The organism is Halalkalicoccus tibetensis (assembly GCF_037996645.1).
In the GTDB taxonomy this organism is placed as follows: Archaea; Halobacteriota; Halobacteria; order Halobacteriales; family Halalkalicoccaceae; genus Halalkalicoccus; species Halalkalicoccus tibetensis.
Map to the genome: position 1 here is coordinate 128,927 of NZ_JBBMXV010000004.1, position 17,276 is coordinate 146,202.

Annotated in this window: 21 protein-coding genes; 11 read left to right on the top strand and 10 right to left on the bottom strand. The window is 68.0% G+C overall.

The genetic code is table 11. From position 1 onward, the window contains the following. Nucleotides 1–4 precede the first annotated feature (4 nt). A complete protein-coding gene (locus WOA58_RS13385) occupies nt 5–268 on the bottom strand; it encodes a hypothetical protein (protein ID WP_340604745.1) in 264 nt (87 codons plus the stop codon). Nucleotides 269–366: 98 nt separating this feature from the next. On the opposite strand from WOA58_RS13385, the gene WOA58_RS13390 reads away from it, so the two are divergent. Then, complete coding sequence (locus WOA58_RS13390) at nt 367–1,437, top strand: phytoene/squalene synthase family protein (RefSeq protein ID WP_340604746.1); 1,071 nt, start codon at nt 367–369, stop codon at nt 1,435–1,437. Here the strand turns inward: WOA58_RS13390 and WOA58_RS13395 are convergent. Further along, nucleotides 1,428–1,700 carry a hypothetical protein gene (locus WOA58_RS13395; protein WP_340604747.1) on the bottom strand — a complete coding sequence of 91 codons (273 nt, stop codon included), beginning with the start codon at nt 1,698–1,700 and terminating at the stop codon, nt 1,428–1,430. The two genes, WOA58_RS13390 and WOA58_RS13395, sit on opposite strands and share 10 nt — an antisense overlap. Beyond that, a complete protein-coding gene (locus tag WOA58_RS13400; protein WP_340604748.1) occupies nt 1,697–2,554 on the bottom strand; it encodes a 3-hydroxyacyl-CoA dehydrogenase family protein in 858 nt (285 codons plus the stop codon). The genes WOA58_RS13395 and WOA58_RS13400 overlap by 4 nt, the downstream gene beginning before the upstream one ends. Before the next feature lie 183 nt (nt 2,555–2,737). On the opposite strand from WOA58_RS13400, the gene WOA58_RS13405 reads away from it, so the two are divergent. Both WOA58_RS13405 and WOA58_RS13410 read left to right on the top strand, forming a co-directional pair. Beyond that, nucleotides 2,738–3,559 (top strand): class I fructose-bisphosphate aldolase, encoded by an 822-nt coding sequence (locus tag WOA58_RS13405; protein WP_340604749.1) that lies wholly within the window; start codon nt 2,738–2,740, stop codon nt 3,557–3,559. Then, nucleotides 3,559–4,413, top strand: coding sequence for a class 1 fructose-bisphosphatase (locus WOA58_RS13410; RefSeq protein WP_340604751.1), 855 nt, complete (start codon nt 3,559–3,561; stop codon nt 4,411–4,413). The genes WOA58_RS13405 and WOA58_RS13410 overlap by 1 nt, the downstream gene beginning before the upstream one ends. A 37-nt stretch (nt 4,414–4,450) precedes the next feature. On the opposite strand, the gene WOA58_RS13415 is transcribed toward WOA58_RS13410, so the two are convergent. From WOA58_RS13415 to WOA58_RS13425, 3 genes are all read right to left on the bottom strand, one after another. Beyond that, nucleotides 4,451–5,542, bottom strand: a complete 1,092-nt coding sequence (locus WOA58_RS13415) for a baeRF10 domain-containing protein (protein ID WP_340604752.1) — start codon at nt 5,540–5,542, stop codon at nt 4,451–4,453. Nucleotides 5,543–5,623: 81 nt separating this feature from the next. Continuing rightward, complete coding sequence (locus tag WOA58_RS13420; protein ID WP_340604753.1) at nt 5,624–5,821, bottom strand: hypothetical protein; 198 nt, start codon at nt 5,819–5,821, stop codon at nt 5,624–5,626. 44 nt (nt 5,822–5,865) lie between these two features. After that, nucleotides 5,866–6,654, bottom strand: a complete 789-nt coding sequence (locus WOA58_RS13425) for an NAD-dependent epimerase/dehydratase family protein (RefSeq protein WP_340604754.1) — start codon at nt 6,652–6,654, stop codon at nt 5,866–5,868. Between the two features lie 79 nt (nt 6,655–6,733). Between WOA58_RS13425 and WOA58_RS13430 the strand changes: the two genes are divergently transcribed. Beyond that, nucleotides 6,734–8,434, top strand: a complete 1,701-nt coding sequence (locus WOA58_RS13430; protein WP_340604755.1) for an acyl-CoA carboxylase subunit beta — start codon at nt 6,734–6,736, stop codon at nt 8,432–8,434. A 35-nt stretch (nt 8,435–8,469) separates the two neighbouring features. Here the strand turns inward: WOA58_RS13430 and WOA58_RS13435 are convergent, their stop codons facing one another. Then, on the bottom strand, nt 8,470–9,327 hold the full coding sequence (locus WOA58_RS13435) for an SDR family oxidoreductase (protein WP_390220959.1): 858 nt from the start codon (nt 9,325–9,327) through the stop codon (nt 8,470–8,472). Nucleotides 9,328–9,459: 132 nt separating this feature from the next. Here WOA58_RS13435 and WOA58_RS13440 point away from each other — a divergent pair, with 132 nt between their 5' ends. After that, nucleotides 9,460–9,768, top strand: coding sequence for a DUF5658 family protein (locus WOA58_RS13440; RefSeq protein ID WP_340604757.1), 309 nt, complete (start codon nt 9,460–9,462; stop codon nt 9,766–9,768). On the opposite strand, the gene WOA58_RS13445 is transcribed toward WOA58_RS13440, so the two are convergent. Further along, nucleotides 9,765–10,208 (bottom strand): MaoC family dehydratase, encoded by a 444-nt coding sequence (locus WOA58_RS13445; protein ID WP_340604758.1) that lies wholly within the window; start codon nt 10,206–10,208, stop codon nt 9,765–9,767. The two genes, WOA58_RS13440 and WOA58_RS13445, sit on opposite strands and share 4 nt — an antisense overlap. Before the next feature lie 72 nt (nt 10,209–10,280). On the opposite strand from WOA58_RS13445, the gene WOA58_RS13450 reads away from it, so the two are divergent. The 6 genes from WOA58_RS13450 (at nt 10,281) to WOA58_RS13475 (ending at nt 14,475) form a co-directional block, all read left to right on the top strand. Then, complete coding sequence (locus WOA58_RS13450) at nt 10,281–11,129, top strand: HpcH/HpaI aldolase/citrate lyase family protein (RefSeq protein WP_340604759.1); 849 nt, start codon at nt 10,281–10,283, stop codon at nt 11,127–11,129. 57 nt (nt 11,130–11,186) lie between these two features. Next, nucleotides 11,187–12,443 (top strand): Glu/Leu/Phe/Val family dehydrogenase, encoded by a 1,257-nt coding sequence (locus tag WOA58_RS13455; protein ID WP_340604760.1) that lies wholly within the window; start codon nt 11,187–11,189, stop codon nt 12,441–12,443. Nucleotides 12,444–12,726: 283 nt separating this feature from the next. After that, entirely contained in the window at nt 12,727–12,912 is a 186-nt protein-coding gene (locus tag WOA58_RS13460; RefSeq protein WP_340604761.1) for a DUF7525 family protein, read from the top strand. Nucleotides 12,913–12,952: 40 nt separating this feature from the next. Continuing rightward, nucleotides 12,953–13,177 carry a DUF7123 family protein gene (locus WOA58_RS13465; RefSeq protein ID WP_340604762.1) on the top strand — a complete coding sequence of 75 codons (225 nt, stop codon included), beginning with the start codon at nt 12,953–12,955 and terminating at the stop codon, nt 13,175–13,177. A gap of 42 nt (nt 13,178–13,219) precedes the next feature. Then, the gene (locus WOA58_RS13470) at nt 13,220–13,651 is read left to right on the top strand and encodes a CoxG family protein (protein WP_340604763.1); all 432 of its coding nucleotides are present in this window, start codon (nt 13,220–13,222) and stop codon (nt 13,649–13,651) included. Further along, nucleotides 13,648–14,475, top strand: a complete 828-nt coding sequence (locus WOA58_RS13475) for a carbon-nitrogen family hydrolase (RefSeq protein ID WP_340604764.1) — start codon at nt 13,648–13,650, stop codon at nt 14,473–14,475. Before WOA58_RS13470 ends, WOA58_RS13475 begins: the two co-directional genes overlap by 4 nt. 348 nt (nt 14,476–14,823) lie before the next feature. Here the strand turns inward: WOA58_RS13475 and WOA58_RS13480 are convergent, their stop codons facing one another. Continuing rightward, nucleotides 14,824–16,356: an aldehyde dehydrogenase family protein gene (locus WOA58_RS13480; protein WP_340604765.1), complete on the bottom strand. Its 1,533-nt coding sequence runs from the start codon at nt 16,354–16,356 to the stop codon at nt 14,824–14,826. Nucleotides 16,357–16,398: 42 nt separating this feature from the next. Next, complete coding sequence (locus tag WOA58_RS13485; protein WP_340604766.1) at nt 16,399–17,196, bottom strand: RIO1 family regulatory kinase/ATPase domain-containing protein; 798 nt, start codon at nt 17,194–17,196, stop codon at nt 16,399–16,401. Nucleotides 17,197–17,276: the final 80 nt, after the last annotated feature.

A 17,276-nucleotide genomic window follows, 5' to 3' on the forward strand; every position in this document is an offset into this window, starting at 1 on the left:
CGGCTCAGGCGTCGGGGTCGGCCCCGGCCGGGCCGTCGTTCGTCCCGGTCGTGTCCTCGTCGCCGCTCGCGTCGGCGCGCCGGAGCGCGCCGATCAGCAGCTGTGCGACCGACGCGACGACGAAGTACTTCCAGGTCAGCGCCGCGACGACGACCAGACCGATCCCGCGCAGGGGCCGTCCTCGAACCAGAGCCTTCCCCGCGGCCCCGAGGATGGTGAGCGCGCGCAGGCGCTTCGAGCCGAGTCCGAGCAGCCGCTTGAGTACCATATCCTGTCCTCAGACGGGCGACAGTCCTAAAGCTTCGGACGGCTCACGCCGGGTCCTGTGGGTTTTTTTGTCTTCGACGCATAGAGCGGACAACGGCCATGTCTGGATCCTCCCGGAGTTCGCTCCCCGAAGCTACCGCCGACCTCGAATGGTGTCACGAGGCCGTCGATGGCGTCTCTCGGACGTTCGCGCTGACGATCGACGTACTCGACGAACCGATGTCCTCGTACATCTGTGTGGGCTATCTCCTCTGCCGTATCGCCGACACCGTCGAGGACGCCGGCCACATCCCGCCCGAGACCCAGTCGACGCTGCTCCGGACCTATCACGCGGTCCTCGATCCCGTCGATCCCACCGGCGCCGAGGCGTTCACCGACGCCGTTTCCGAGTGGATCCCCGAGGACGGGCGACGCGAGGCCGACTGGGCGGTCGTCGCCGAGGCCCCCCGCGTCGTCCGGACGTTCGAGCGCCAGCCCGAACCGGTCAAGGAGGCGATCCGCCCGCCCGTCCTCGAGCTCGTCGCCGGGATGGCGCTGTTCGTCGATCGCTACGGCCAGCAGGGAGGGCTGCGTCTGGAGACCCGCGAGGAGCTCGAGGAGTACTGCTACTACGCCGCCGGGACCGTCGGGGTCCTCATCACGAACCTGCTCTGTCGGCGCGAAGGGGCCCTCGAGGAGTCGACCGAGCGGGTCCTCTACGAGAACGCCGAGTCGTTCGGCCTCCTGCTCCAGCTGGTCAACATCTCGAAGGACGTCCACACCGATCTCCGCCAGGAGGACAACGTCTACCTGCCCGCGGCATGGCTTGAGGGCGAGGGGATCCCACAGGAGGCGCTGCTCGCCGAGGAACACCGCGACGACGCGGCCGCAGTCGTCGACCGCACCGCCGACCACGCCCGATCGTTCCTCGACGACGCCCAGCGCTACCTCGAGGCGCTGCCCGAGGTCGACGGCAACCGACTGGCCGCGTGGGCCATCCCCTACCTGCTCGCGGTCGGCACCCTCCGGGAGCTCTCGGACCGGCCCGAGGACGCCCTTTCCGGAGAGGGCGTGAAGATCTCCCGGGCCGAGGTCCACGCGATCGTCGAGCGGATGCTCGGCGAGACCGACGCCGCCGCCGTCGGCGAGCTCCGGACGGTCATCGCCGAACGGCCCTTCGATCAGGCCTGAGCCAGCCGCTCGGCGAGCTCGCGCGCACGTCGCACGTGCTCGTCGGCCCGCTCGTTCTCCGTCCCGTCGACCTCCGAGAGCAGCCGCACCACGTCCCGCGCGCCCTCGCGGCGTACCTCCTCGGAGCTCACGTCGCGGACCTCCCGGGCGACTGCCTGGGCCTCGCCGATCCACCGGTTCGCCGTCCGTTCGATCGGGAGGTCCTCGGTCGCCGCGAGCTCGCGGTACAGCTCCGCCGCGAGATCTTGATCGTTTCCGCTCACTCGTACTCGTAGAAGCCCGCGCCCGTTTTCTTGCCCAGATCGCCCGCCGCGACCTTCCGTTTCAGCAGGTAGGCTGGCTTGTACCGATCGCCCAGCTCCTCATGGAGCGTCTCGCTGGCGTCGAGACAGATGTCCAGCCCGATGTGATCCGCAAGCGTCAGCGGTCCCATCGGGACGTTCGTGCCGAGTTCCATTCCGGCGTCGATATCCTCCTTCGAGGCGACCCCCTCGTCGAACGCGCGGATCCCCTCGTTGATCCACGGCATCAGGATCCGGTTGGTGACGAAGCCGGGCTTGTCGTCGGACTCCCAGGTGGTCTTGCCGACGTCCTCGGCGAACGCGTGGGCGAACTCGACGGTCTCCTCGCTCGTTTTCTCGCCGACGACCACCTCGACGCCCTCCATGATCGGGACGGGGTTCATGAAGTGCAGTCCAATCACCTGTCCCTCGCGCTCGGTCGCGCTCGCGATCGTCGTGATCGAGAGCGTGCTGGTGTTGGTCGCGAGAACCGTTTCCCGAGGCGTGATCTCTTCCAAATCGCTGAAAATCTCCTGCTTGATCTCCGTTTTTTCGACAGCGGCCTCGATGACGAGATCACAGTCGGCCAGATCGTCGAGTTCGGTCGTCCCGGTGATCCGTTCTTTCGTTTCTTCGGCTTCCTCCTCGCTCAGGCGCTCCTTCGAGACGAATCTTCCCAAACTATCGTCGATAGCGTCCATCCCCTTTTCGACGAACTCGGCTTCGATGTCGCGCATGAGGACCTCGTACCCATTTGCCGCACAGACCTGCGCGATCCCGTTGCCCATCGTCCCCGCGCCGACGACGCCGACCCGCTCGATCGACTCGATGTCCATGGGCCCGGTTCACGCGGGGAGGCCCTAAGTATGCTGGGCGAGCGTTTACTATTCCGGTAGTTAGTTATTTCAATGGGTCGCCCGATACCGCACGCCAGGGCGACGCTAATCGCCGGAGAGGGGAACGGGGAAACGGCACGCTGGCAGTAGATTCTTATAGCAGGTAACGGAACTGTGAAACAGATGCTGCCACTCACCGACTCCCCGATCGTCCGCGATGGGAAGGCACTGATCCTCGCCTACGACCACGGGCTCGAGCACGGGCCGGTGGACTTCGAGCCCGTCCCCGAGACGATGGACCCCGAACGGATCTTCGAGCTCGCGACCCACGACGCGGTGACGACGACGGCCGTCCAGAAGGGGGTCGCGGAGGCGTACTACCCCTCCTACGAGGACGACGCCAACCTCCTGTTGAAGCTCAACGGCACCTCGAACCTCTGGATGGGCGAGCACGACTCGGCGGTGAACTGCTCGCCGGAGTACGCCGCCGAGCTGGGCGCCGACGCGGTCGGCTTCACCCTCTATGGCGGATCGAATCACGAGGTCGAGATGGCCGAGGAGTTCCGCGATGTCCAGGAGGGCGCCCGCGACCAGGGCCTGCCCGTCGTGATGTGGTCGTACCCGCGCGGCCAGGGGCTGAAGAACGACACCAAGCCCGACACGATCGCCTACGCGGCTAGGCTCGGACTCGAACTGGGCGCCGACATCACGAAGGTGAAGTATCCCGGCGACCCCGAGGCGATGGAACACGCCTGCGCGATGGCCGCGAAGAGCAAGGTCGTGATGTCGGGCGGGTCGAAGACCGACGACCGCGCGTTCCTCGAGACCGTCGAGGAGGCGATGAACGCCGGGGCCTCGGGGCTCGCGGTCGGGCGGAACGTCTTCCAGCGCGAGGACCCCGAATCGATCCTCGACGGGCTCGAAGAGGTCATCTTCGAGGGCGCGACCGCCGAGGAGGCGCTCGACTCGATGGGGGCCGAGGCCGCGGCCGCATCCGACGACTGATGGACCGAGCAACCGTCGTCGACGAGGTCTTCGAGACGGTCGCGAGCACCGCCCCCGAGGTTCGTGCCGCCCTGCCGGGTCGGCGGACCGAGACCGAGGACCAGAACCCCAGCGGCGAGCTCCGGCTGGCCGCCGACGACTACGCCGACGAGCTGCTCGAGGAGCGGCTGGGCGCCATCAGCGGCGTCGGCCAGTACGCCAGTGAGGAGACCCAGGAGGCCGTCGACACCGGCGAGGGCCTGGCGGTCGCGGTCGACCCGCTCGACGGCTCCTCGAACCTCAAGCCCAACAACACGATGGGGACGATCGTGGGCGTCTACGACGCGCCGCTTCCGGCGACCGGCCGGGAGCTCGTCGGGGCGGCCTACGTGCTCTACGGCCCGATCACGACGATGGCCGCCGCGGTCGAGGGTGAAGTCACCGAGTACGTCGTGACCGACGGCGAGCGCGAGGCGGTCCGCGAGGAGCTCACGCTTCCCGACGAGCCGGCGATCTACGGCTTCGGCGGCCGGGTCCCCGACTGGCCCGACGAGTTCGCCGCGTACGCCGAGGAGATAGAGAGCGACGAGAGCCTCCGGCTCAGATACGGCGGCTCCATGATCGGCGACGTCAACCAGATCCTCACCTACGGTGGCGTCTTCGCCTACCCCGCACTGGAGTCCGCGCCGGAGGGCAAGCTGCGCCTCCAGTTCGAGGGCAACCCGGTGGGGTATATCGTCGAGGCCGCGGGCGGGCGCTCCTCGGACGGCGAGCGCTCGCTCCTCGACGTCGAGCCCGACGACCTCCACGGGCGCGTTCCCGTTCACGTCGGCTCGACCGGGCTGATCGACCGGCTCGAGGACGCCCTGAACTGATCGATTCGAGGACGCCGAAGGCGGAAAAGCCGGGCTCTTATTCGATCTCGAAGCGCAGCAGGGCGCCGTAGCCGTCAAACCCTTCCTCGAACTGCTCGCCGCGCTCGATGTCGGTCGGGACGATCACGTGGTCGGCCTCGATCTCCTCGGCGCGCTCGGCCAGCTCGCTGGCCTCCTCGGCGGGGACCGATTCCGAGAGCAGCAGCGTCTCGACGGCGTCGTAGGTCAGCGCCTCGTCGACTGTCTCGCGCCCGTAGACGACTCCGTCGTCGTCATCGACCCGATCGAAGAACTCGTCGAGCGCCTCGCGGGCGGGGAGGTCCTCGGCCTCGGTGAGTTCGTCCTCGGCGCGCTCGGCGAGCTGTCGGAGCCCCTGCTCGGAGGCGTACTCGACGCTGTAGGTGCCGGCGAGCAGGTCCTGCAGCCGGTGGTCGAGCCGGTCGTCTCCGGTGAAGTCCTCGACGGTGATCTCGGTGCCGCCGACGAGCAGGCCGTCGACGGGCTCCTCGCCGAGGAACGCGCGCTCGGCGGCGTCAGCGACGTCGTCGAAGAAGCCCTCCTTCCACTCGGCCTGGCGGTCCTCGAGGGCCCCGCCCTCGGCCTCCTCGGGCGCGCTGTCGAGCGAGGGCGTCTCCTCGGCGACCTCGTTCTCGAGGGTCTCGACGGGGACGACCTCCTCGCCCTCGAGGTGGCCCAGCGCCGCGCCGCCGCGCTCGACGACGAGCAGGCCGTAGGTCGCCGAGGGCTCGGTCATGCTCTCGAGGGGGTCGGTGTCGAACTCGTTGCCCTGTTCGTAGACGAACTCCTCGATCGGCGTCGGGAGGTCGTCGAAGACGTACTCGACGGACTCCTCGTCGACGACGCCCGCGTAGACGACCAGGCCGTTCGGCGGGACCTCGTCGTACTCCCGGAGGATCCCCCGCAGCTCCTCGAGGGCCTCCTCGACGAACTGGTTGGTCGGCTCCGAGTCGCCGTACTCCGACTCGGCGTGGTCGTGCTCGATACGGTTGCGGACCGCCTCGAGGTCCTCCTCGGGCGGGATGGCGACCGTGACGAGGCTCGTCCGGTCGGCCGACGCGTTCTCTACGGTCTCGATCCGTTCGCGGAGATCGGGTGTCGCCGTGCTCATAGTGGTCGTTCGACTCGAACGTGATCGCCGGCACGCCTAAACGCTGGCCTTGTGTCTGCCGTTCGGGACACGGTACCGAACCTACGCCGGCGGGTGGACGACGAGCGCGTCGAGCAGTCCCGTGGCCGCGACGAGGGAGGCCACCAGAAGCACCAACGGCAGGGAGACCGAAAGCACCGCCTGTGCGGCGAAGCCGAGCACGTACACGCCGGGAATCATCCCGAGGATCAGGTCGTACCGCGAGATCCCGTCGTCGTCGCTCGTGTGCTCGTGGGACATCGTAATTAGATCTAATTACGCCCGTTCACTAAAGAGTTGTGACACTATGGGGGTTCGTCCCACTCCTCGCCGTCGTCCCGCGGGTCGTAGCCGACCGCCGCGCGGGCGTGATCGATGTCGAACCAGCGTCGCTCGTTGTCACTGACGCCGTAGAGCACCTCGAAGCGCCGGTCGGCCGAGAGACAGCGCTCGACGAGGCTCGCACAGTCCCGCCGCGAGAGCCACGTCCCCTTCATCCGGGCGACCTGCCGGTCGTAGGCCTCGCTCCCGCGCTCCCATTCGCCCCTCTCGACGCCCAGTTCCGCGTCACCGTAGGGGTGGTCGTACCCCGGGTCGTTCACGGTGCCGATCCGTAGGGCGAGAAACCGGATCCCGTGGTTCTCGGTGTACTGGCGGCCGAACGCCTCGCCGCAGGCCTTCGAGGCGCCGTAGTGGGAGTCGGGCCTGATGGGATCCGTGTGATCGATCAGCAGGTCGTAGCCGGGCTCGTACAGCTCGGGCGCGTGGTCGGCCTCGTACATCCCGACGACGTGGTTCGAGGAGGCGAAGACGACGCGGTCGACGCCCGCGTCGTCGGCCGCCCGGAGCACGTTCGCCGTCCCCACGACGTTGTTCGTCAGGGCCTCCTCCCACGTGGCGTCGGTCGACGCGTAGCCCGCGAGGTGGACCACCGCGTCCCGGCCCTCGAAGGCGGGTCGGATCGCCTCGTAGTCGGCGACGTCGGCGTGGTAGTCGGCCTCGCCCGCCGCGTCGAGCGTGGCGAACCCCCGATCGAGCCCGTCGGCGATCGCGGTCCCGACGGTCCCGTTCGCGCCGGTCATGAGGACGTCCATGCCTGTCCGTTGTCCCGTCGGCGCCATAGTCCTACTCCTCAATGGAAAACTGTTTCAAATCACCCCTCACAAACGGGGTATGAACGTCCGGATCAGTGCGGGTGCGAGCGAGGAGGAGGCCTCCGCCATCGCCGCCGCGCTCGCAGAGCACGTCGACGGCGAGGTCGAGGTCTATGTCGGCGACAGCGACGAGCCGACCGCCGTCCGGGAGGCCGTCGTCGAGTACGAGGACGACCTCGGGCCGACCGAGCGCGAGGAACTTCTCGAGGAGGAGATCGCCGACATCGAGGCGGGCGGCCCCGAGAAGTACAAGGACCGCCTCCCCGAGCAGGGCAAGCTGTTCGTGCGCGACCGGCTCGACCTCTGGTTCGGCGAGGACGGACTGCTGTTCGAGGACGGGAAGTTCGCGGAGTTCGACGCCGAGGACCGCCTGCCCGCCGACGGACTGCTGACGGGCGCCGCGGAGTTCGACTCTCGAGAGGTCCACTTCATGGCCAACGACTTCACCGTGAAAGCCGGCAGCATGGCCGGAAAAGGGGTGGAGAAGTTCCTCCGGATGCAACAGCGCGCCCTGAAAAGTGGCAAGCCGGTGCTCTACCTGATGGACTCCTCCGGGGGACGGATCGACAAGCAGCGGGGCTTTTTCGCCAATAGGGAAGGAATCGGGAAGTACTACTACAACCACTCCATGCTCTCGGGGCGAGTTCCCCAGATCTGCGTGCTCTACGGCCCCTGCATCGCCGGGGCCGCGTACACCCCCGTCTTCGCCGACTTCACCGTGATGGTCGAGGGGATGAGCGCGATGGCGATAGCTAGTCCCAGAATGGTGCGGATGGTTACCGGCGAGGAGATCGACATGGACGACCTCGGCGGCCCGCAGGTGCATGCCGAACACTCCGGCTCGGCGGACCTGGTCGCGCGCGACGAGGAACACGCCAGAGAGCTCGTCGCACAGCTAATCACGTACCTGCCCGACAAGGCCGGCGAGAAACCCCCGCGGGGCGAGTCGAAACCGCCGAAACGCTCGCCCGAGGGGATCGATTCCGTCGTGCCCCAGGAGCCAAACCGGGGCTACGACATGGTCGACCTGATCGAACGGGTCGTCGATCGCGGCAGCTACTTCGAGCTCAGGCCCGACTACGGGAAGGAGGTCATCACCGCCTACGCGCGGATCGACGGCCGTCCCGTCGGGATCGTCGCGAACCAGCCGGACCACCGCGCGGGGGCGATCTTCCCCGACGCCGCCGAGAAGGCCGCGGAGTTCGTCTGGAAGTCCGACGCCTACGACATACCCCTCCTGTATCTCTGTGACACGCCGGGGTTCATGGCCGGCTCCGGGGTCGAGAAGGACGCGATCCTCGAGAAGGGCAAGAAGATGATCTACGCGACCTCCTCGGCGACGGTACCCAAACAGTGCGTGGTGGTGCGCAAGGCCTACGGGGCGGGCATCTACGCGATGAGCGGGCCGGCCTACGACCCCGAGAGCACGATCGCCCTCCCCTCGGGCGAGATCGCGATCATGGGCCCGGAGGCGGCGATCAACGCCGTCTACGCCAACCGGCTCGCCGACATCGACGACGAGGAGGAGCGCGCCGCCCGCGAGGCGGAGCTGCGCGAGGAGTACCGCGAGGACATCGACGTCCACCGGATGGCCAGCGAGGCGGTCATCGACGAGATCGTCCCGCCGAGCACGCTGCGCGAGGAGCTCGCCAACCGCTTCGCGTTCTACGAGGACCTCGAGAAGGAGCTGCCCGAGAAGAAACACGGGACGGTGCTCTGAGGCCGGAACGACGCCGACGGCGGGGGCTTTGGCGTTCAGGGAAGCCGTTTGAGCAGCTCCAGGGCCCGATCGCGCACCCCGTCCGGGAGGACGTAGCCGAGCCAAACCATGTACTTCCAGGGGCCGACGATCCGCCGGCGCGGGCGGTCCTCGCTCTCGGCGATCTCGATGACCACCTCCGCGACGTCCTCGGGCTGGACGTGACCGAGCGCGCGGTCGATGAGCCGTCGGCCGTACCTGCGGGTGTCGAAGAGGGTGTAGAACCATTCGTAGGCGCCGGTCCGCTCGAGCTTGTCGATCTCCCCGATCGCGCGCTCGCCGAACTCCGTCTCGACGGGGCCGGGTTCGAGCGAGACGACGTCGACGTCGTGGTCGGAGAGCTCGACCCGAAGGGTGTCGCTCAGCGCCTCGAGGGCCCACTTCGAGCTCGCGTAGGCGCCCTGGCCCATGAGTATCGTCCGTCCGTAGACGCTCGAGGTGTTGACGATCAGCCCCGAGCCCTGCTCGCGCATGTAGGGAAGGACCGCCCGGGCGACCCGATGGGCCCCGAAGTAGTTGACCTCGAACTGTTCGCGCAGCTGCTCGGTCGGGAGCTCCTCGAGGGGGCCGATCTGGCCGTAGCCCGCGTTGTTGAACAGGCAGTCGATCCGGCCCTGCTCGTCGACGATCCGATCGGCGACGACCCCCGCGTCACCCGGATCGGTGACGTCGAGCTTCGCGACGTGACAGCCCGCCTCCTCGAGGTCGTCGATCGACGACCGATCGGGGGCGGTGGCGTACACCTCCCAGCCACGCTCGTTGAAGGCGAGGGCGGTCGCATGGCCGATTCCCGACGAACAGCCGGTGATGAGAACGGTTGGACTCACGTCTCCCGACTCGCACGCGACGGTCATACCCGTGCTGCCGGCAGCTGATCGGGTTTCGGGAACCCGGCTTAGGATCCCTCCTATCGGTGTATAGGGAATAGATAACAATACCGACAGGTCGCGTAGATCGAACGGATGTCGACACACGAGGGGGGAGCGATGAGCGCGCTCTCACGACACGAGCCGGCGCTGTGGGGGATCGTCGTCGTTTCGATGGTCGCGGACACCGTCCTGACGTACTACGGGGTCGAGCGGGGGCTGGTCGAGGGCAATCCGATCGCGCGCTACGGCCTCGAACAGTTCGGATACGCGTCGTTGGGCGTCCTCAAGCTGTTCGCGCTCGGTGTCGGGCTCGCTGGGCGCGCAGTGTTACCGGCGGGCTACACCGCCGTCGTCCCGCTGGGGCTCGCGATCCCCTGGACGATCGCCTCGCTGATCAACGTGACCCTGATCGTCGTGGCCACCTAGGCCTTCAGCGAGAGCACCGTCCGGTCGAACTCACAGACCAGTTCGTCGTCCCCGTTGAACGCCTCGACGTGCATGGTGACGACGCCGCGCTCGCCGTCGCTGGTCTCGCGTTTGTCGGTGACGGTCGAGCGCGCGCGGATCGTGTCGCCGTGGAAGACGGGCGCGGGATGTGAGACGTCGTCGTACGAGAGGTTCGCGACGATCGTTCCATCCGTCGTCTCGGGGATCGTCAGCCCGACCGCCAGCGACATGGTGTAGAGGCCGTTGACGACGCGCTCGCCGAACTGGCTCTCGGAGGCGAACTCGCCGTCGAGATGCAGCGGCTGCTGATTCATGGTCATGTCACAGAAGCGCTGGTTGTCGGCCTCGCTCACGGTGCGGCGTTTGTCGTGCTCGATCGTCTCGCCGACCTCGAACTCCCCGTAGTACAGTCCGGGCATGGGCTGGCGTCGGCCGGATCGGGCAAAACCCTGCCGGTGGGGGTTTATGCCCCGCCCGGCCGTCGCGCCGGCATGATCGGACGCAGCGTGCTGTTCACGCCGGGCGACCGTCCCGAAATGCTTCGCAAGGCACCCGCGGCGGGCGCGGACGTGGTCGTTTTCGACCTCGAGGACGCCGTCGCCCCCGGCCGGAAGGCCGAGGCCCGCGAGGCGGTCGCCGAGGTCCTGTCGGATCCGGAGTTCGATCCCGCCTGCGAGGTCCGCGTGCGGGTCAACCCCGAGTTCGAGAACGACCTCGCGATCCTCGACCGCACCCGGCCCGACGGCCTCATGCTGCCGAAGGCGGCGAGCGGGGCGGACGTCGCGGCGCTCGACGAACGGGTCCGCGAGCACGGCGACTCGCTTCCCGTCATCGCGTTGATCGAGAGCGCCCGGGGCGTGCTCGCGGCGCCCGAGATCGCCGCCTACGAGGCGACCGACGCGCTCGCCTTCGGTGCCGAGGACCTCGCGGCGGACATCGGGGCCACTCGGAGCGAGGAGGGGACGGAGGTGCTCTACGCCCGCGAGCGCGTCGTGATCGCCGCGAGCGCCGCCGGCTGTGGGGCGGTCGACACCGTCTACACCGCGATCGAGGACCGGGAGGGGCTCGCCGAGGAGACCCGGTTCGCCGCCGGACTGGGCTACGACGGCAAGATGGCGATCCACCCCGCTCAGGTCGGTCCCATCAACCAGGCCTTCTCGCCCGATCCGGAGGACGTCGAGTGGGCGAAGCGCGTCCTCGAGGCCCGCGAGCGGGCCGAACGCGAGGGACGGGGCGTCTTCCGGGTCGACGGCGAGATGATCGACGCGCCGTTGGTCGCCCGTGCCGAGCAGGTCCTCGAGCGTGTCCGCCTCGCCGAGGGCGATCACGGGAGCCGCTAAACAGCTTCGAGGTCTGCTCCGGCATGCTTAACATCGCGCTGGGAGTGATGATAGACCATGGCCGAGCAGACGAACCCGTTCGAGAGCTTACAGGAGCAGATCGACGACGCCGCCGCCTACCTCGACCTCGGGGAGGACGTGCTCGGCCGGCTGAAACATCCCGAACGCGTCCTCGAGACGAACCTCTCGGTCGAGCTCGACGACGGATCGCTCGGGCGCTTTCGGGCCTTCCGCTCGCAGTTCAACGGCGATCGCGGCCCGTACAAGGGCGGAATCAGATACCACCCGGACGTCTCCCGGGACGAGGTGAAGGCCCTCTCGGGATGGATGGTCTACAAGACCGCGATCGTTGGCATCCCCTACGGCGGCGGCAAGGGCGGGATTGTCATCGATCCCCGCGAGTACTCCGAGGCCGAACTCGAGCGGATCACACGGGCCTTCGCGACCGAACTACGCCCCTTTATCGGCGAGGATCGGGACATCCCCGCGCCGGACGTCAACACCGGCCAGCGCGAGATGAACTGGCTGAAGGACACCTACGAGACCCTGGAGAACACCACCGAACCCGGCGTCGTCACCGGGAAGGCCATCGAGAGCGGCGGCAGCGAGGGCCGTGTCGAGGCGACGGGACGCTCGACGATGCTCACCGCCCGCGAGGCGTTCGACTACCTCGGCCGGGACGTCGCGGACGCGACCGTCGCGGTCCAGGGCTACGGCAACGCCGGCTGGGTCGCCGCGAACCTCTTGGAGAAGCAGGGCGCGACGATCGTCGCCGTCAGCGACTCCTCGGGGGCGATCCACAGCGAGTCGGGCCTCGACACCCGAGCGGTGCGCGAGCACAAGGACGAAACCGGCAGCGTCTCGGGTTTCGAGGGCGCCGACGAGGAGTTCTCGGGCGAGGAGCTGCTGACGCTGGACGTCGACCTGCTCGTGCCCGCGGCCCTCGAAAACGCCATCGACGAGGAGCTCGCCCGCGAGGTCGGGGCCGACGTGATCGTCGAGGCCGCCAACGGCCCGCTGACGCCGCGGGCCGACGACGTGCTGACCGACCGCGACGTGGCGGTCTTCCCCGACATCCTCGCGAACGCCGGCGGCGTCACGGTGAGCTACTTCGAGTGGGTCCAGAACCGCCAGCGCTTCTACTGGGACGAGGAGCGCGTGAACGACGAGCTCGAGACCGTCATCGTGAACGCGTTCGATGACCTCGTCCAGACCTACGAGACCCACGACGTGCCGAGCTTCCGCATCGCCGCCTACGTCGTCGCCATCGACCGGGTCGCGCAGGCCTTCGAGGAGGGCGGCACCTTCCCCTGAAAGCCCTCAGAATCGACTGGCGTCGATTCTTCGCCCTTTTCATTTCCAAGAAAAGACCACGACTGGTCTTTTCGGGTCCAGAAAATCGCGAAGCGATTTTCGAGACCACCAGGCCGCGTTGCGAGGGGTTCGGATCCGAACCCCTCGCTGGGGACGCCAGCCCTTCCCCGTCCCGCGCGTGCGGCCGCCGAGGTGGCGGCCGCACTCGCGCCGGCCACCGCACCGCGCGATCGGTTCGGATCGAACCACAACGAACTAAGCGTCCGGTTTCGTATGGCGCGCCATGGCACGTACGACGCAGGCGACGACGGACAAGGGACTGGGATTCGGGCTGCTGTTCGGGCTGCTCGCGGTCGGCGGGGCGCTCGCGATGGTCGCCGCGCCCGTCGACCTCCTCGCGGCGTGGGGGTTCGCGGCCGCGGTGCTCGCGGGCTGTGTCCTGATCGTCGCCGTCCACGCCTACGCATAGCCGGGAAATCGTTAAGGCCGTCAGCGCCCTACTCCGTGTAATGACCGACATCACGGACGAGGACCAGCGCATCGTCGCCTACCTCCGTGACAGCGTCTCGGCCGGCGAGAGCTACTTCCGATCGAAGAACATCGCGGAGGCGCTCGGCCTCTCCTCGAAGCAGGTCGGCGCGCGGCTCCCCCATCTCGACGAGAAGACCGACGAGGTCGAGATCGAGAAGTGGGGCCGGTCGCGCTCGACCACCTGGCGAGTCACCCTGAGCTGACCGATCCAGCGGCTTTTTGATCACCGAGCCCTGCCTCCCTGTATGACTGTCCGTGTCCAACGACGGTTCGAGCTGCCGGCGACGTGCGAGGAGGTCTGGGAGTTCATCTCGGACCCGGAGCGACGGGCACGGGCCATCAGCGTCGTCTCCGACTACGAGGTCACCGACGAGGCGGGCCGGGAGGCGATCTGGCACATCGACATCCCGGTCCCGGTGATCCGGAAGGCCGCCCGCGTCGAGACCGAGGATACCGAGCGCGACCCGCCGAGCTACGTCGAGTTCGTCGGCCGGTCGAGGGTGATGCGCGTCACGGGCCAACACAGCCTCGAGGGGACCGACGACGGCTGCCGGCTCACCAACGAGTTCGTCGTCGACGGCAAGCTCCCCGGCGTCGAGCGCTTCTTCAAGAAGAACCTCGACTCGGAGCTCGAGAACCTCGAACGCGCGATCCGCGACTACCTCGACCGACGATGAAGCTCGCACTTGCCCAACTCGACATCGAGCACGGCGACGTCGAGGGGAACGTCGAGCGTGCCGCCGAGGCGGTCGAGGAGGCCGCCGGCCGCGGGGCCGATCTGGTCTGCTTACCCGAGATCTTCAACGTCGGCTACTTCGCGTTCGACGAGTACGCCGGGGCGGCCGAGGGGCTCGCCGGCCCGACGCTCTCGCGGCTCGCCGACGCCGCCGCCGACCACGGGGTCGACGTCCTCGCGGGGACGATCGTCGAGGACCTCGCGGCCACCGCCGCGGCACCCGAGACCGCGGACGTCCCGCGGCCCGCCGACGAGGGGCTCGCGAACACCGCGGTCCTGTTCGACGCCTCGGGCGAGCGCCGGGCCGTCTACCGGAAACACCACCTCTTCGGCTACGAGTCCGACGAGGCCGAACTGCTGGTCCCCGGCGAGGACCCGACCGGCGGGATCTGCGAGGTCGGCGGGTTCACCGCCGCGATCACGACCTGCTACGACCTGCGCTTTCCCGAACTGTACCGAGAGCTCGTCGAGCACGGGGTCGACCTCCTGCTCGTGCCGAGCGCGTGGCCCTACCCGCGGATCGAACACTGGACGACGCTCTCGCGGGCGCGGGCGATCGAGAACCAGTGCTACGTCGCGACGGTCAACGGCAGCGCCGAACACGAGGGCAGTCGGCTGGTCGGCCGTTCGACGGTGTTCGACCCGTGGGGGACGACCCTCGCGAGCGCGGCCGACGACCCCACGTTCGTGGACTGCGAGATCGAGCCCGACCGCGTCGAGCGGGTCCGCGATGAGTTCCCGGCGCTCCGGGACCGCCGGCTGTAGGCCATGCTTTAGCGTCCCACGGATCCGTCACTCAACGGACCGATCGAGACACGTTTATAAGGCTCGACGCCCGAGGGACAGTTGCCCGAGAGCGCTTTTCTCGCTTGACGGCAAACACAAATCCCGGCCGTCGCGCCCCACCGGATCGCTTCGGCGATCCATCTCCCGCCTCGCTTCGCCTCTACTCACCCCCTAACGCCCCGTTAGCATCACCATACTGATACCTATCGGCGCGGTACGTCTAATCGCTGGTGAGGAACCAGCGCAGTGCCCTATCGGGACACGGGGTCTGGCCCGGCCCCGCCTCTGTCCTTTCGGAACTCGAACCCGTGAGCGGGACGCTTCTACTCAGTCCTCGCTCGTCGTGATGTCCGCCGAGAGCCCCTGTGCCATCTCGATGTCCCGCGAGTTGTTCAGGGTAAAGGCCGTCCGCTCGGTAACCGCTTCGATCACCTCGCGCGCGCTCGGGTAGCCGTTGCCCGATTTCTTCACGCCGCCGAACGGTAGGTGGACCTCCGCGCCGATACACGGCAGGTTCGCGTAGCCGAGTCCGACCTCGCCGTAATCCCTGAAAGCGTTGATCTGGCGGTAGTCCTCCGAGATGATCGCGCCCGCGAGCCCGTAGGGCGTGTCGTTGTGGATCTCGATCGCCTCCTCGACGTCGCCCTCGTACTCGACCAGTGCGACGTGCGGCCCGAAGACTTCCTCCTTCAGGCAGCGCAGCTCGGGATCGTACTCGACCTCGTAGACGAAGGGCCCGACCCAGTGGCCCTCCTCGGAGCCCTCGGGGAGCTCCTCGGAATCGGGTTCGGCACGGTCGACCAGCACCTCGGCGCCCTCCGTCCGGGCGAGCTCGTTGTACTCGTGGAACTTCTCGACCTGGCTGTCGTCGACGACGGGGCCCATGAACGTGTCCTCGTCCATCGGATCGCCGATCTTGACCGACTCGGCGAGCTCGACGTAGCGCTCCTTGAACTCGTCGTAGACGTCGGAGTGAACGATCAGGCGCTCCGAGGAGACACAGCGCTGGCCCGTCGTCTTGAAGCTCGACATGATCGCCGAGTGGACCGCCGTGTCCATGTCGGCCTGCTCGGTGATCACGATCCCGTTCTTCCCGCCCATCTCGCAGGCGGCCAGTTTGCCGGGCTCGCTTCCGACCTTGCCCGCGATCTCGTGGCCGACCTCCGCGCTCCCGGTGAAGAGGACGGTGGAGACGCGCTCGTCCTCGACGATGGCGTTGCCGGCGTCGCCGAATCCCTGGACCATGTTGAACACGCCCTCGGGGATGCCCGCGTCCTCGAACATCTCGGCGATGATCTGTCCGCAGCGGGGGGTCTGTTCGGCGGGCTTCCACACCACCGTGTTACCCTCGACCAGCGTGACGGCCATGTGCCAGAACGGGATGGCGACCGGGAAGTTCCACGGGGTGATGCAGCCGACGACGCCGCGTGGCTTGCGGCGCATGTAGGCGTCCTTCGCGGGGATCTCACTGGGGACGACGTCGCCATGGGGGTGGCGGGCGTTGCCCGCGGCCCACTCGACCATGTGCCAGGCCTCGGCGACGTCGGCCTTCCCCTCGCTGATCTCCTTGCCACACTCCTCGGTGACGACCCGGCCCAGTTCCTCGTGGCGGTCCTTCAGCTCGTGGTAGATGTCCCAGAGGTACTCCGCGCGGTCGATGTACGAGAGGGCGCGCCACTCCTCGAAGGCCTCGTCGGCCGCGGCGAGCGCGCGGTCGACGTCGGATTCGGTCCCCCGTCGGAACTCGCCGAGCGTCTCGCCGGTCGCGGGGTTGGCGCTCTCGAAGGTCTCGCTTCCCTCGCCGTCGGTCCACTCCCCGGCGATGTAGTGCTGCGAGGCGCTTGTGGCTTGTTGACTCATGAACGTTCGGGGGTTTGCGAGGCGAGGGTAAAAAGTTGCCCGTCAGTCGGCCCGCCGTTCGATCTCGCCCTTCAGCCCGGTGGCCTCGAACTCGTGGTCGGGGCGCAGCCGGACGAAGTCGAGGAAGTCACGCGCGGCGAGCAGGTCCTCGACGCTGTAGGCCCGCGCGGCGATCTCGATGGCGCGCTTGCCTCCGAGCACCGGTTCGAGCGTCGCGAGCGCGCTCGCGATGTCGTAGGCTCGCGCGGTCGAGCGGCCGTCCTCGCGGACGTTGGTCGCGTCGATGAAGAACAGCTCGTCGTCCTGGAGCAGGACGTTCTCCGCCCGGAGGTCGCCGTGGGCGAGGTCGTGATCGTGCATGGTCGCGAGCGCGGCGAAGAGCTCGGGCGCGACGGCCTCGACCTCCGCGGGCGAGAGCTCGTCGAGGGTCCGGAAGTCGGGGAGATACTCGAGGACGAGCACGCCGAACTCGTCGACGCCGAACGCCTCGATCGGTTCCGGGGCGTTCAGCCCGATCTCCCGGACCTTCCGCGTGGCCTCGAGCTCGTGCTGGCTCATCTCGAGGGGGTCCTCGAACCGCCCGAAGAACCCCTCCTCGCCACGCGAGAAGACCCCGAGGTTGCGCGCGCCGGTGAAGAGCGCGTGGACCAGCGCGTTCTGCGGGCTGATCACCTTCACGAACCACTCCTCGTCGACGACGCAGGGCGTCGAGAGCCAGTTGTCGGCCTCGAGCACCGAGATGTGGACGCTCTCGCGGTCGTAGCGCTCGGCGAGCTCGCGGCCGATCCGCTCGAGCTGTGGCTCGTCGACGCGTCCACGGATCAACCGACGGAACTCCATTCACCGGGTGGAGGCGCCCGAGAGGTATAGACCCTGCCCTTCCATCGGTCTGTCACGGTCGTACCCTGTTTTTAAGCCGC

Bases quoted from the DNA above. Each gene is read 5' to 3' on its own strand.
- WOA58_RS13475 (WP_340604764.1), top strand. From the start codon at position 13,648: ATGAAGCTCGCACTTGCCCAACTCGACATCGAGCACGGCGACGTCGAG.
- WOA58_RS13385 (WP_340604745.1), bottom strand. From the start codon at position 268: ATGGTACTCAAGCGGCTGCTCGGACTCGGCTCGAAGCGCCTGCGCGCG.
- WOA58_RS13450 (WP_340604759.1), top strand. From the start codon at position 10,281: ATGATCGGACGCAGCGTGCTGTTCACGCCGGGCGACCGTCCCGAAATG.
- WOA58_RS13415 (WP_340604752.1), bottom strand. From the start codon at position 5,542: ATGAGCACGGCGACACCCGATCTCCGCGAACGGATCGAGACCGTAGAG.
- WOA58_RS13480 (WP_340604765.1), bottom strand. From the start codon at position 16,356: ATGAGTCAACAAGCCACAAGCGCCTCGCAGCACTACATCGCCGGGGAG.
- WOA58_RS13430 (WP_340604755.1), top strand. From the start codon at position 6,734: ATGAACGTCCGGATCAGTGCGGGTGCGAGCGAGGAGGAGGCCTCCGCC.
- WOA58_RS13455 (WP_340604760.1), top strand. From the start codon at position 11,187: ATGGCCGAGCAGACGAACCCGTTCGAGAGCTTACAGGAGCAGATCGAC.
- WOA58_RS13470 (WP_340604763.1), top strand. From the start codon at position 13,220: ATGACTGTCCGTGTCCAACGACGGTTCGAGCTGCCGGCGACGTGCGAG.
- WOA58_RS13435 (WP_390220959.1), bottom strand. From the start codon at position 9,327: ATGACCGTCGCGTGCGAGTCGGGAGACGTGAGTCCAACCGTTCTCATC.
- WOA58_RS13405 (WP_340604749.1), top strand. From the start codon at position 2,738: ATGCTGCCACTCACCGACTCCCCGATCGTCCGCGATGGGAAGGCACTG.
- WOA58_RS13485 (WP_340604766.1), bottom strand. From the start codon at position 17,196: ATGGAGTTCCGTCGGTTGATCCGTGGACGCGTCGACGAGCCACAGCTC.
- WOA58_RS13440 (WP_340604757.1), top strand. From the start codon at position 9,460: ATGAGCGCGCTCTCACGACACGAGCCGGCGCTGTGGGGGATCGTCGTC.
- WOA58_RS13445 (WP_340604758.1), bottom strand. From the start codon at position 10,208: ATGCCCGGACTGTACTACGGGGAGTTCGAGGTCGGCGAGACGATCGAG.
- WOA58_RS13410 (WP_340604751.1), top strand. From the start codon at position 3,559: ATGGACCGAGCAACCGTCGTCGACGAGGTCTTCGAGACGGTCGCGAGC.
- WOA58_RS13390 (WP_340604746.1), top strand. From the start codon at position 367: ATGTCTGGATCCTCCCGGAGTTCGCTCCCCGAAGCTACCGCCGACCTC.
- WOA58_RS13465 (WP_340604762.1), top strand. From the start codon at position 12,953: ATGACCGACATCACGGACGAGGACCAGCGCATCGTCGCCTACCTCCGT.
- WOA58_RS13460 (WP_340604761.1), top strand. From the start codon at position 12,727: ATGGCACGTACGACGCAGGCGACGACGGACAAGGGACTGGGATTCGGG.
- WOA58_RS13400 (WP_340604748.1), bottom strand. From the start codon at position 2,554: ATGGACATCGAGTCGATCGAGCGGGTCGGCGTCGTCGGCGCGGGGACG.
- WOA58_RS13420 (WP_340604753.1), bottom strand. From the start codon at position 5,821: ATGTCCCACGAGCACACGAGCGACGACGACGGGATCTCGCGGTACGAC.
- WOA58_RS13425 (WP_340604754.1), bottom strand. From the start codon at position 6,654: ATGGACGTCCTCATGACCGGCGCGAACGGGACCGTCGGGACCGCGATC.